Genomic DNA, 13143 nt, shown 5'->3' on the forward strand with positions numbered 1-13143 from the left:
CAAATCTTGTAAAATTCTGTGTAATCAGACAATAGATTTATTCTCTGACCGGGAAATGAGAGAGAAGGATTCCCTCTTAGGAAGGAGAGTGTTTTATGAGTAGTAATAACGGACAGGCTCAATTTAAGTCACGTTTTGGTTATATCATGGTTGCGGCAGGTGCCGCGATCGGATTAGGAAACATCTGGAAATTTCCCTACCTTGCATATAGAGGCGGCGGTGGTATTTTCCTCGTTACGTATATCATTATTATTGCATTGATGGCGCATCCGATGGTTGAGATGGAGACTGCAATCGGTCGTCACGGCAAATCCGATACGGTAAGCGTATTTGAGAAAATCAACAAAAAATGGGGCTTCGTAGGCTGGATCGCAAATATCTGTACACTGGGAATTAATATGTTCTATGTAGTTGTCGGCGGCTGGGTAATGAAGTACGCGGTGCAGTTCATCATAAGTGGTGATTTTGGCGAAGATACCAATGCATTCTTTAACGGATTTATCAGCAAACCGGTAGAACCATTGATCTGGGCATTCATTGTATTGTTCATCACTTCGTTCCTGCTGCTTTTCGGTATCACCGAGATTGTAGAGCGTGTGACCAAAGTCATCATGCCTGCATTATTTGTAATCCTGATCTTCTGTGCGATTTACGCGTGTGCGACCCTTCCGGGTGCGGTAGAAGGTCTGAAATATTATCTGGTTCCGGATTTTAGTCATTTCAGTTTCAAGGTGTTCGCTGATGCGGCAACGCAGGTACTGTTCTCTGTTGGTATCGGCTGGGGAATCTTTACCACATTGGGCGCCAGCCTTCCGGATGCGAATAATTTAAAGAGCGATGCGCTTATGGTAAGTATCATGGATACTCTGGCAGCTCTTCTTGCTGGTTTTGTAGTAATTCCTACCGCTTTTGGTGCAGGTATGGAAGTATCCAAAGGACCGGCCCTGCTGTTTGACGTTATGGCAGAAATTTACGGAAGCCTTCCGGGCGGAAGACTCATTGGTTCCGTATTCTTCGTCGGCGTTATGTTTGCAGTATTTTCTTCCCTGTTCACATTCTTTGAGATTTCAATGAAGACATTCGAGATCAAATTGAATATGGGACGTAAAAAAGGTGTTATTGCTGTTTCCATCATCATTTTAATAGGAAATATTCTGGTATCTCTTGGATTTGGACCGCTTTCAGGTTTCAAGATTCCGTGGCCGAGCTTTACCGGAATGGAAATGTATGGCTTGTATGACTGGCTCGATTGCTTTACCGGCTATCTGCTGCTTCCTCTTGGCTGTCTGCTCACCTGTATCTTTGTGTCAAAGATCTGGGGCTGGGACGGTTACGAGAAAGAATTATTCCAGAATGGCCGCGACGGCAAGCTCCGCACTTTTGATAAAGTGCTGGTCGTAGCTGTCATTCCGGTCTTCATGGTAATCGTTCTTTTGAACGTATTTGGTTTCCTTGGATAAGAAACGAAAAATCTGTGGAACATCGTATGTTTTTGTGACATTCACTATTTAATTACATAACCCTCTACATCCGAGAAGGAGACTCTGCTTATCTGGCGAGCCTCCTTCTCATTTTACTCAACTCTTCTTCGTATCTGTGATTGGCAGATACTGGTTCTGGGCTCTCCACTGCCTGGGCGAGAGATTGTAAATATTCTTAAACGCCCGGGAAAAGTGAAGCGGGTTGGAGTATCCCACGGCATTCCCGATGTCTCCTATGGTAAGCTGTGTCAGCTTGAGCAGCTCCGCCGCCTTGACCATGCGGTAATCCATCAGAAATTCCTGGGGAGATTTGCCGATGGTATCCCGGAAAATCTTACCGAAGTAGCTCCGGTTCAGTCCGCAGACTGCAGCGATGTCCTCCACACTGATCTCATTTTGAAAATTTTCTTCAATGAAAGTCAGCGCTTCCTTGACGTAGAAATCCCGCAGATGGCCGCCCTGTTTCAGGCGGATAGACGCAGAGGAGCGGGACAGGTAGTCCAGGAACAGATAGAGATGTCCGATCAGGTGAATTGGGGACTCCTCCGAGTTCCGGACAATGTACAGCATCTCATTCATCATATTCAATCGAAGCTCCTTGGAGTGGGCGTGGTAGATCGGGTTATCCTTCGAAATGCCGCTTAGTTCAATCATTTCTTTTACGCGCAGACCATCGAACTCCAGCCAGGTATACTCCCAGGGGAGCTGCTTGTCCGCGACATAGGTGGAAATCTGGCCGGGGAACAGCATGAATCCCTGACCGCTTTTGACCTGGTAGGTCTTCGTCTCTCCCTTGGAATCGTCAGCCATTAATGAACCGGTACCGGAAATCACATAATGAAACAGGTAATGGTTTCTGGCGGCCGGGCCATAGAGGTGGGAAGGCTCGCATTGCTGCCAGCCGAATTGGTAAAGTCCTAAATCCACGAAATTCTCATTAGGAAAAACGGAAAACAGAAGATTATCACTCATTTCTCATACCTCCTTACCTTATAGTTCCAGAGAAAGAATACTGTCTGGATATTTTATTGGTGATATTATATACCAAAATGCTAGATGACTTCAAGTTATATAACAAAAAATAGCATTTTGATATAAAAACAAAAAAATGCTGCTATTTTAAGACGCATAGAGGCATGTTATAATCTTTTCAGCGAAGGAAACCTGGTGTTCTAATTTATCGGAAAGGAGCAAATTGAGAGATGCAAAGGAAAGGTAAAATTGGAATCAGCGTGCTGCTTATCGCAGCAATGCTGACAGCGATGACACTGACAGCCTGCGGCAGCAAGGATGACAGTGGCAAGACAGTCATTGAACTGGTTCAGTACAAACCGGAGGCGGTCGATGCCTTCGAGGCGATTGAAGAAAAGTTCAATGCGACACATGACGATATCCAGCTTAAGATCGAATCCCCGAATGATGCGATGACGATCTTAAAGACCCGGTTTATCCGCGAGGACGCGCCGGACATTATCGGAATCGGTGGAGATGTAAACTTCTCCTCTTTCATTGATTCAGATATGCTGATGGATATCTCAGATTTTGAAGGACTTGCTGATATCAAACAGTCTTATAAGGATATCGACAAAGCCCTTGAATATGTTCCGGAGGAAGGTGTATACGCAGTACCGTATGTGGCAAATGCCGCAGGTATCCTGTACAACCGGGAGATGTTCAAAGAACACGGATGGGAGATCCCGGAGACCTGGGACGAGTTCATTTCCCTGTGTGACGAGATTCAGGCAGAAGGCATTATGCCTCTGTATTTTGGATTTAAAGATGTATGGACGACCCTGGCGCCGTGGAATGCGATGGCAGTAGGTATCGCAGATGCAGATGTATGCCGCCAGGTAAACAAAGGCGAGACCACTTTCACGGAAGAATACCGCGAGGTGGCCCAGAAGATGCTTGAGCTTCTGCCTTATGGCCCGGACGATCCGTTTGCTTACGATTACAACGGTGCATGTACCGCATTTGCAAATGGAGAATCCGCAATGTACACCATCGGTAGCTATGCAGTACCGCAGATCATGTCCGTAAACCCGGATATGGATATTGATTCCTTCGTGTTCCCTGTAAATGACAAAGAAGAGGATAACATCCTGAACTCAGGTATTGACCTTCAGTTTTGCGTTATGAATGACTGCGAAAACAAAGAGGCAGCGTACGAAGTATTAAGTTTCCTATTGAAGGACGAGAGTATTCAGGAATATCTGGACAATCAGAATGCTGTACCGTGTAAGGAAGGCGATTTCCAATTACCGTCCATGCTTGACGGTATGAAGAAGTATATCGATGAGGACAGGATGGCAGATTATCAGGATCACTACTATCCGGCAGAGATGTCAGTTGACGCGCAGATTCAGACCTTCCTTATGAAGAAGGACGTAGACGCGTTCCTGACTAAGTTCGATAAGGACTGGATCCGTTATAACCGTGACATCATCCGTAAAGTAGAAGATTATGAGGCCGAACATTAGAGAAAGGGGATTTAAGACATGGATAAAGCAGGAATGACTGGTAGAAAGAAAACATTTCTATTAATAACAATCCCGATCATGATACTGTTCTTCTGTTTTAATACCCTGCCGCTGATTCAGGGTGTGATCTACAGTTTCACGAACTTCAAGGGATACGGGAGTTACGACTGGGTCGGACTTCGGAACTATATTGACCTGTTCCAGGACGGCCGTGTAGGAGGCTCATATCTGTTCACATTTAAACTGGCTGTATGTGCGACCATCGTTGTAAACGTGATCAGCCTTCTTCTGGCACTGGGACTTAACAGCAAGATTAAATTCAAAAGTGCGCTGCGTGGAGCATACTTTATCCCGAATATTCTGGGCGCATTGGTTGTAGGTTACATTTTCAACTACTTCTTTACTTACATTCTTCCGGTTTGGGGACAGATGATTGGAAGCAAGACTCTTGGTTCCAGTATGCTGTCCAATGAGAAGCTGGCCTGGATTGCAGTAGTTATTGTCTGTGCATGGCAGTCCATTGCTATGAACACGATCATTTACATCTCCGGCCTTCAGACCGTTCCGGAGGACGTATACGAGGCAGGCTCCATCGACGGAGCTACCGGTTGGAAGCAGTTCAGACACTTAACCTTCCCGCTGATCTTCTCATTCTTTACCATCAACATGGTGCTTTGTATCAAGAACTTCCTGATGGTATTCGATCAGATCATGGCTTTGACAAAAGGCGGTCCGGCTCAGTCGACCGAGTCTATCTCATACCTGATCTATCAGAATGGTATGGGCGGCGGCCAGTTCGGTTTCCAGAGTGCCAACGCAGTCGTATTCTTCGTGGTGATCGTAGTGATCTCCGGACTGCAGCTTGGAGCATCAAGTAAGAAGGAGGAACAGTTATAATGAAAACGAAAGTAAAAGAAAGAGTCAATTGGCCAATTACGATCCTGCTCATTGTGGGACTTATAACTGTAGCATTCCCTCTGTATATGACGATCGTAATCGCATTTAAGCAGCCCAGCGAAATGACCAACAGCATCGCAGGTATCCTGTCTCTTCCGAAGAGCTGGAGTATTGCAAACTTCGCTGAGGCGATGAGAGTTACCGATTTCTGGCGTTCACTTGGAAACAGCTTTATCATTACGATTCTTACCGTCGTGGTTTCCATCGTGATTCACTCTCTGGCCGGTTATGCGATTGGCCGTAATAAAGCGAAGAGCAAATTCTACAGCTTTGTGTATCTGTACATTGTAAGTGGTATGTTCGTACCATTCGCGATTCTGATGATGCCTCTGGTAAAACAGACTGCGATGATCGGACTTGCTAACTGGGTTGGTGTAATCGTACTTTACGTTGTATTCTATATGCCGATGAACGTACTTCTTTACTCAGGCTATCTGGTAAATATTCCGATGGCTCTTGAGGAGGCGGCTTATGTAGACGGCGCTACGACCTGGCAGACATACTGGAAGATCATCTTCCCGATCATGAAGCCGATGCACGCTACCGTGGCAGTTCTTACCGCACTGGGAACCTGGAACGACGTTATGACACCGCTTGTTATTATGTCCGGTTCCGGAATGACCACCCTGCCGCTGGCACAGATGACATTCCAGACACAGTTCGGAACGAACTACAACCTGGCATTCGCTTCTTACCTTCTGGCACTTTTGCCGATCCTGATCTTCTATCTGGTTTGTCAGAAGCAGATCCTGAACGGCGTTGTAAATGGTGCTGTAAAATAGGAGCAACCGACCTTTCATCGATACGATACACAGCCGTCCGGCAGGATTTGCCGGGCGGCCACTTTAGAATAGGAGTTTAATACAGAGCTAAAGGAGAGACGACATGAGTATTATTTTTGATAACGAGAAGAGAACCTTTACTTTGCATACGAAAGATACGACGTATCAGATGCAGGTAGATGCGTATGGTTTTTTACTGCATCTCTATTATGGAAACCGCGCACAGGGCTGTATGGATTATCTCCTCACCTACCATGACAGGGGATTTTCCGGGAATCCCTATGATGTGGGAAGGGACAGGACCTATTCAATGGACGCGCTGCCGCAGGAATTCCCCTGCTACGGCAACGGGGATTACAGAAGCAGCGCTCTGGTGGTACAGAATGAAAATGGAACATATAGCTGCGACTTAAGATATAAGACTTATGAGATAAAAAATGGGAAATATTCTCTTCCGGGGCTTCCGGCGGTGTATGCCTCTGAGGAGGAGGCGCAGACTTTGGAGGTCGTTCTGGAGGATCCGGCGATCGGCATGGAGGCGGTGCTGTATTATGGAGTGCTGGAACAGGAGAATATCATTACCAGAAGTGTGAAACTGGTAAATACAGGAAGCCAGAAAGTGTATCTGGAAAAGGTGCAGTCGGCGTGCCTGGATTTTCTGAGCGGCAAATTTGATGTGATCAATTTCTACGGCCGCCATGCGATGGAGCGTAATTTTCAGAGAACACCGGTGTCGCACAGCAATATGGTGATCGGAAGCCGCCGCGGTACGTCCAGTCACCAGTACAGCCCTGTCCTGATTCTTGCGGAGCACCGGGCGACGGAAAAACAGGGGAGCTGCTACGCAATGAATTTTGTATACAGCGGCGGTTTTAAAGGCGAGGTGGAGATGGACCAGTTCCATCAGACCAGGGCGATGATTGGAATTCAGGACGAGACGTTTTGCTACCCGCTGGAGCCACAGGAGGTCTTCTACGCACCGGAGGCGATCCTGACCTACACCAACCGGGGGCTGAATCATTTGTCACAAAATATGCACACCTGTATCCGGAAACATATCTGCCGGGGCAGATACCGTGATGAAGTGCGCCCGGTCCTGGTAAATAGCTGGGAAGCGTCGTATTTCCAGTTTGACGGGGAGTCCTTGTGCCGTCTTGCCGCACATGCGTCCGAAGTGGGAATCGAGATGCTGGTCATGGACGACGGCTGGTTCGGAAGGCGTGATGACGACAACAGTGGTCTTGGCGACTGGTATGTGAATGAAAAGAAGCTGGGCATGAGTCTTTCGGAGCTGAGTCGGCGTATTCATTCCCTGGGGCTGGGGTTCGGTATCTGGGTGGAGCCGGAGATGGTAAATGAGGACAGTGACCTTTACCGGGAGCACCCGGACTGGGCGTTCACCATACCGGGAAGAAAGCCTGTGCGGGCCCGCAATCAGTTGGTACTGGATTTTTCACGTAAGGAGGTCGTGGATCACATCTACGATCAGATCTGTAAGGTGCTCGATCAGGGCGAGATCGAGTATTTGAAATGGGATATGAACCGGAGCATTTCCGATGTCTATTCCGCAGTGACCAGGGACCAGGGCAAGGTTCTGTATGACTATGTGCTGGGACTTTATGATTTCCTGGAGCGGCTGCATAACCAGTACCCGGATATGCTGATCGAGGGCTGCAGCGGAGGCGGCGGAAGATTTGACGCAGGTATGATGTATTATACGCCGCAGATCTGGTGCAGCGATAATACGGACGCCATCGACCGGGTGCGGATTCAGTACGGCTCTTCCTTCGGTTTTCCGATCGCGGCGGTGGGATCTCACGTATCGGCCGTACCGAATCATCAGACCGGAAGGACGACGCCGATCGGAACCAGAGGAATCGTTGCCATGGCAGGAACTTTTGGCTATGAGCTGGATCTTGGAAAGCTGACGTTTGAGGAGAAGGAAGAGATCCGCCGTCAGGTGCAGGCTTATCACCGGTTCGCACCGCTCATCATGAACGGCGACTATTACCGGCTTACCAATCCCTTCGAGGAGGAAGTGGGCGCGTGGGCCTTCGTCTCCAAAGCGAAGGACCAGGTGCTGTTAAATGTAGTCATGCTGGAGGTTCATGGAAATATGACCACCAACTATGTCAGACTTCAGGGGCTTGAGCCGGAGACGATGTATCGGGAAGAGGGAAGCGGGAAGGTGTATAGCGGAGCGGCGCTAATGGAAGTGGGTCTTCCGATCCTGATGGAATTCGGCGAGTATCAGTCGCGGCAGCTTTATTTCCAAGAGCAGCGAGCCGAGTAGCTATGCCTGCGTGGATATTTGACTTTGCAAGAGCCAAATAGCAGACGGAATTCGGCAGTCAGGCATATTTAAAAGACGGAATTGGGTAATCAGAAGTTTTATGGACCGGCAACGGGCATTTGCAGGAGTAAATGTTCGCTGCCGGTTGTTTTTTTATTGACATTTTTGTGGTAAACTTTCGTTGAGGTGAGAAAATGCAATACAGAATTTTGATCGTAGATGACGACAGAGAGCTTCTGAAAATGTTGAAGAGTTTTTTTGAAATCCGGAAGTATGCTGTCATGACAGCCGAAGATGGAATGAGCGCATTAAAGATGGCGGAAACTGCCCCGGACCTGATCCTGTTAGATGTGAATATGCCGCGGATCGACGGGCTGGAGGTTTGTAGGCGAATACGGGACAAGGTGTCCTGCCCGATCCTGTTTTTGACGGCCAGGGTGGAGGAGCAGGACAGGGTAAACGGCCTGATGTCCGGCGGCGATGATTATATCTTAAAACCATTTAGCTTAAAAGAGCTGGAGGCAAGGATCATGGCGCACCTAAAGCGGGAGGAGCGCCGCAGGATAAAATCCGAATATCGTTTTCAGGGGGAGCTTCTGATCGATTATGCTGCGAAGACCGTGCAGATCGGCGAGGATTATCTGGAACTTACGAAGCTGGAGTATGGAATCATTGAATTTTTATCCATGAATCCCGGACTTGTTTTCGATAAGGAGAGAATCTATGAAAAGGTCTGCGGCTATGATGCGGAGGGCGACAGCCGGGTTATCACCGAATTGGTGCGCAGGATACGAAAGAAAATGAGTGTGCATACGGAAAAGGAATATATAGAAACGGTATGGGGGTTGGGGTATAAATGGACAAGATAAGAAATCTTTCGGTCAGGAAAACGATTCTTCTGTATCTGGCAGTGGGTCTGGTGTGCGGATTTGTGTGCTCGGCTATCGTGGAGGAAGCAGCGTCCCGAGTGCAGGAACATGTCTGGTGGAAGTATGTGGACGAGGAGGAGTATTTTAAGGCGATAAGCGGAGAGTTTGATGAGGAGCTTAAGACGCCTTATTATAAAGCGGAGATTCCAAGGCCTTTCGCCTCAGATATGAGTAAAAGGGATCATCAGATTTCTGAAACCTGTGATTTTTTGCAGACGTATTCCGTGTTGATTTTGTCGATCAGTGCTTCCTGCGTGGCAGTCTTTCTTTTTTATCAGCACAAGCTGAGGCAGCCTCTCGAGGAACTTAACAGGGCGTCTAAGCGAATTGCCGAAAATGACCTGGATTTCCATGTCACCTATGAAAACCAGGACGAGATGGGGCGTCTGTGCCGGGAATTTGAGCGCATGCGCGGGCAGCTTGCCAAAAATCAGCAGGAATTGTGGCGGATCATAGAGGAGGAGCGGGAACTCAGGGCGGCCATCGCACATGATATACGTTCGCCGCTTTCTGTCCTGAAAGGGTATCAGGAGATGCTCACCAACTACCTGCCGGACGGGAGCATTGACATGGAAAAGGCGGTGGAAATGTTATCAGAGAGCAGGAAACAGATCGAGCGTATGGACAGTTTTGTGGAGACGATGCGGAAAATGAACAGTCTGAAGCAGAGGACGCTTCTTACGGGGCCGATCACGGCAGAGCAGATGAAACAGGATATTCAGGCAGAGCTTGTGATATTGAAGGCAGAGGCGGAAAGGGAAGTGTTCCTGGCGGTGCAGGGGGATCAGGAACTGTTCTGGGGAGATAAAGAAGTGATTCTGGAAGTGGCGGAGAATCTGTTATCCAATGCTTTGCGCTATGCAAAAGAGAGGATAGAGGTGCAGGTCGACGTCGCCTTTGGGGAACTCAAAATACGTGTGGTCGATGACGGCAGTGGATTTATGGAATCATCGGAGATGGTCACGAAGGCGTTTCATCAGCAGAACGCCAGGGACAGCCTGAAGCATGCAGGAATGGGAATGTACATCAGCAGGCTGTACTGCGAAAAGCATGGGGGAAAGCTGCTGATAGAAAATCAGGAGAGGGGCGGCGCTGCGGTGACCGCGGTATTTCGTCGGATTGTGTAAGCAATCCGACATTTTTATTTTGATTGATTTTTTGTTGTTATTTCGATTTTACACTATAATTATCAAAAGCAAAGGAGTGAAATTTATGAAAGCGATCGCAAGACGAGAGATCAAAAACTACCTGAAGAGACCGCTGTTCTGGCTGGGCGTAGTACTCGTAATTTTCGGCGTGTTTCAGCAGCTTGAACCGTACATGAGGATTCACTATGTGTCTTCTGAGAAGGAAATAGAGGAGCTGATTCAGGAGTATCCCGAGTATGTGCCTGATGCGGATATTTCCGATGGGTATGTGCCTACGGAGGAAAAAGAGCGAAAGGAAATTTGGGAGAGCGAGATCTGGAAGGTTCTCCTGACCGAATTTGAGATGAGTCAGCCGGAAGCAGAGAAGGTACTTGAAGAAATACAGGAACTGGATATTGAAGATGCCTGCGAATACCTGGAGACAAAATATCAGTATTACAATACAATTTACGCTTACGAGGATACCGCGTTCCATCAGGGAACAAAGGAGGAGATTAATTCCTATATCAAGGAAAAATTGGAGCATAAGAGATTTTCCTATTACTTTTCCAGAAAATTTGCAGATTTTGCGGGGCTTTATATGGGCTTTTTCGCCACTATTCTGCTTGCCGCACTATTCTGGCAGGATACCAGAAAAAATACGTATGAGCTTCTTCACACAAAGCCGGTCACTGCCGGGCAATATGTGGCCGGAAAAACCGCAGGGGGCTTTCTGGTGTGTCTTCTGGTCCTGGCGATCTTGAATTTACTTTTCTGGGGAGCCTTAAGCGTTATGACAGGAGGCAGCGGCTTTGAGGTAAAACTGACGGATTTCCTGGCTGCGACCGCCATGTACATTTTGCCCAATATGCTGATGATCGTATGTGTGCATGGCCTGATATCCCTGCTGTTTAAAAATCCGCTTCCGGCGGTCCCGCTTTTGATTCTCTACATGGTGTATTCGAATATGGGAAGCCGAAATACGGAGGGAATGTTCGGCTATTATGGAAGATGGCTGGCCATTATGGTGCGGTTCCCGGGACGTTTTTTTGACACCACACCGCCGCCGCTTGCGATGGTCAACCAGAGTTTTCTGATTCTGGCTTCTCTGGGGATTCTGGTTTTGTGTACACAGTTGTGGAAGAGGAGGCGCATGTGATGGGGAAGGAACAAAAAATCTGTTTGCCGGCATATAAAATCGCCTATTCTGTCTTTTTTGTCGCGGTTTTGACCGTGATACGCGGCGTGGGTTCAACGGCTGAGATCGGAGCGGCCCTGGAGCCGCCGGTTGCAATCCTGGCCGCCGTATTCTGCGCGGATACCTATGTGCAGGAGATTGCAAGCAAACGGTCGGAGGTGGAGAGGCTGTATCCGATGAAGAACAGACTGGCTTCGCTGCTTAAAAGGCTGTTCATACAGGAAGTGTATCTGCTGATTCTTTCTCTGGCAGGGTATGGCTTGTTCGCCCTGGTGCAAAGGCCAATTCCTTTTTACGGAAAGGCTGATGAGGAAAGAGACCTGTTTTTGGTCTATATTGCAGCGATAGGAATCACTTTGATTTTCTGGGCAATTTTCTCGATGACACTTTCCTGCCTGTTTCGTAATATGTGGGTCGGAATCGGAGGCAGTCTGATTCTTTGGATTACGACGAATTCCAAATTTGGCGAGGCGCTTTTGGGAAAATGGAATCTATTTTCCTATACGTTCGGAGATCTGGACTACCGTGGGAATGTAAGCTGGGTATGCGGGAAGATTGTCTGTGTAGGGATCAGTGTTATTTTGGCGGCAATGCTTCCGCGAATCATAAAGAAGAGAGGGTAAATATATGAGCATAAAAATAAGTGACCTGACTGTGACGTTTAAAAATGGAGTGACTGCAATCGACCATGCGGATTTGGAAATCCCAAAGGGAATCTTTGGGCTGCTTGGCGAAAATGGAGCCGGCAAGACCACGCTTATGCGGGTGCTGACGACGGTTCTTGCTCCTTCCGGGGGGACGATCCTTCTGGACGGACTTAGGTATCGGGAAGGAAATTATGAGGAGATACAGAGAAAAATCGGGTATCTCCCACAGGAAATCGATCTGTATCCGGGTCTGACCGTGCAGGAATGTCTGGAATATATGGGAGATTTGGCGGGAGTTCCGAAGGAGACCTGCAGGAAACGGATTGACTATTATCTGGAAAAAACGAGCCTTATGGAACATCGAAAAAAGAAGATGCGGCAGCTTTCAGGCGGTATGAAAAGAAGAGTAGGGCTTGTGCAGGCTCTTTTAAATGGGCCGGAGTTTCTGATCGTGGACGAACCCACGACCGGGCTTGACCCGGAGGAGCGGATTCGTATCCGCAATCTGCTGGTGGATTTTTCGGAGAATCGTACCGTGCTGTTCTCGACGCATGTGGTAGAGGATCTGGCCGCGACCTGCAACCTTCTGGCTGTGATGAAAAAGGGGAGATTTTTGTATTCCGGAAGTATGAGAGGGCTCCTTAATGAGGCAAAAGGCCATGTATGGAGATGTTGGGTTTCGAGTGAGGAGCAGGCGAGAGAGCTGGAACGGAAATATCACGTTTCATCAAAACAGTTTGTTGATGAAGGGCTGCAAGCTTAAAATGCTCTGTGACAGAAAGCCGGATCTGGAATGTGTGCCTTGTGAGGCAACGCTGGAGGACGCGTATATTTATGTTACCATGTATACCTAAGCGAAGGCGTTGCAAAATCATAAAGTTAGATGATTGGGCGATTCCTTCGCTCCATATGTAGAAAAATCTGGAAGAAATCCTTTGATTTGTGGATTTTTTCCGGATTTTTTTCAGACAAACGTGAGTTTTCAAACTTACCTTTTCCCCTGTGGGAGTTTGGGCATAGGGGGAAAGAAAGGGAGGCAAGGAATGGTATCCAAATAAAAATATCATTGAAGAATCAAAATGGAATAGCTATAATGTGGATATGAGAAATAGAAAAATCGTTAAGGAAAGAATCGAAGATGGTGCAAACGAAAAAGCAGCCTTGAACTCTTTGATAACTGCCCTTTCGTTTGCATCAATTTCGATTTTTCCTGGTTGAACAAAGCGCATCCGGGCGGCCGCTATATATG

Annotated in this window: 10 protein-coding genes and 1 pseudogene; 10 read left to right on the plus strand and 1 reads right to left on the minus strand. The window is 47.7% G+C overall.

The genetic code is table 11. The features are described from left to right. The first annotated feature begins 95 nt into the window (after window positions 1-95). Window positions 96-1460 (plus strand): sodium-dependent transporter, encoded by a 1365-nt coding sequence (locus ABXS75_06080; protein XCP86366.1) that lies wholly within the window; start codon window positions 96-98, stop codon window positions 1458-1460. A 117-nt stretch (window positions 1461-1577) separates the two neighbouring features. Here ABXS75_06080 and ABXS75_06085 read toward each other — a convergent pair whose 3' ends face one another. Next, a complete protein-coding gene (locus ABXS75_06085; GenBank protein ID XCP86367.1) occupies window positions 1578-2453 on the minus strand; it encodes an AraC family transcriptional regulator in 876 nt (291 codons plus the stop codon). Between the two features lie 230 nt (window positions 2454-2683). Here ABXS75_06085 and ABXS75_06090 point away from each other — a divergent pair, with 230 nt between their 5' ends. The 9 genes and pseudogenes from ABXS75_06090 to ABXS75_06130 all read left to right on the plus strand — a co-directional run bounded on the left by ABXS75_06090 (window position 2684) and on the right by ABXS75_06130 (window position 12748). Beyond that, window positions 2684-3961, plus strand: a complete 1278-nt coding sequence (locus tag ABXS75_06090; protein XCP86368.1) for an extracellular solute-binding protein — start codon at window positions 2684-2686, stop codon at window positions 3959-3961. 18 nt (window positions 3962-3979) lie between these two features. Beyond that, the gene (locus tag ABXS75_06095; protein XCP86369.1) at window positions 3980-4858 is read left to right on the plus strand and encodes a sugar ABC transporter permease; all 879 of its coding nucleotides are present in this window, start codon (window positions 3980-3982) and stop codon (window positions 4856-4858) included. Further along, the gene (locus ABXS75_06100; protein XCP86370.1) at window positions 4858-5700 is read left to right on the plus strand and encodes a carbohydrate ABC transporter permease; all 843 of its coding nucleotides are present in this window, start codon (window positions 4858-4860) and stop codon (window positions 5698-5700) included. The genes ABXS75_06095 and ABXS75_06100 overlap by 1 nt, the downstream gene beginning before the upstream one ends. 103 nt (window positions 5701-5803) lie before the next feature. Next, window positions 5804-7993 carry an alpha-galactosidase gene (locus ABXS75_06105; protein XCP86371.1) on the plus strand — a complete coding sequence of 730 codons (2190 nt, stop codon included), beginning with the start codon at window positions 5804-5806 and terminating at the stop codon, window positions 7991-7993. Window positions 7994-8187: 194 nt separating this feature from the next. Beyond that, window positions 8188-8862, plus strand: coding sequence for a response regulator transcription factor (locus ABXS75_06110; GenBank protein XCP86372.1), 675 nt, complete (start codon window positions 8188-8190; stop codon window positions 8860-8862). Beyond that, complete coding sequence (locus ABXS75_06115) at window positions 8850-10049, plus strand: HAMP domain-containing sensor histidine kinase (GenBank protein XCP86373.1); 1200 nt, start codon at window positions 8850-8852, stop codon at window positions 10047-10049. The genes ABXS75_06110 and ABXS75_06115 overlap by 13 nt, the downstream gene beginning before the upstream one ends. Before the next feature lie 85 nt (window positions 10050-10134). Then, window positions 10135-11208, plus strand: coding sequence for an ABC transporter permease subunit (locus ABXS75_06120; GenBank protein XCP86374.1), 1074 nt, complete (start codon window positions 10135-10137; stop codon window positions 11206-11208). After that, a complete protein-coding gene (locus ABXS75_06125; protein XCP86375.1) occupies window positions 11208-11870 on the plus strand; it encodes a hypothetical protein in 663 nt (220 codons plus the stop codon). Before ABXS75_06120 ends, ABXS75_06125 begins: the two co-directional genes overlap by 1 nt. A 4-nt stretch (window positions 11871-11874) precedes the next feature. Next, a pseudogene (locus ABXS75_06130) lies at window positions 11875-12748 on the plus strand (ABC transporter ATP-binding protein). Window positions 12749-13143 lie beyond the last annotated feature (395 nt).

It is taken from the genome of Roseburia hominis, from assembly GCA_040702975.1.
GTDB lineage: Bacteria > Bacillota > Clostridia > Lachnospirales > Lachnospiraceae > Allocoprococcus > Allocoprococcus hominis_A.

Excerpts from the sequence above, each read along its gene's own strand:
- ABXS75_06080 (XCP86366.1), top strand. The coding sequence starts at position 96 with ATGAGTAGTAATAACGGACAGGCTCAATTTAAGTCACGTTTTGGTTAT.
- ABXS75_06085 (XCP86367.1), bottom strand. The coding sequence starts at position 2,453 with ATGAGTGATAATCTTCTGTTTTCCGTTTTTCCTAATGAGAATTTCGTG.
- ABXS75_06090 (XCP86368.1), top strand. The coding sequence starts at position 2,684 with ATGCAAAGGAAAGGTAAAATTGGAATCAGCGTGCTGCTTATCGCAGCA.
- ABXS75_06095 (XCP86369.1), top strand. The coding sequence starts at position 3,980 with ATGGATAAAGCAGGAATGACTGGTAGAAAGAAAACATTTCTATTAATA.
- ABXS75_06100 (XCP86370.1), top strand. The coding sequence starts at position 4,858 with ATGAAAACGAAAGTAAAAGAAAGAGTCAATTGGCCAATTACGATCCTG.
- ABXS75_06105 (XCP86371.1), top strand. The coding sequence starts at position 5,804 with ATGAGTATTATTTTTGATAACGAGAAGAGAACCTTTACTTTGCATACG.
- ABXS75_06110 (XCP86372.1), top strand. The coding sequence starts at position 8,188 with ATGCAATACAGAATTTTGATCGTAGATGACGACAGAGAGCTTCTGAAA.
- ABXS75_06115 (XCP86373.1), top strand. The coding sequence starts at position 8,850 with ATGGACAAGATAAGAAATCTTTCGGTCAGGAAAACGATTCTTCTGTAT.
- ABXS75_06120 (XCP86374.1), top strand. The coding sequence starts at position 10,135 with ATGAAAGCGATCGCAAGACGAGAGATCAAAAACTACCTGAAGAGACCG.
- ABXS75_06125 (XCP86375.1), top strand. The coding sequence starts at position 11,208 with ATGGGGAAGGAACAAAAAATCTGTTTGCCGGCATATAAAATCGCCTAT.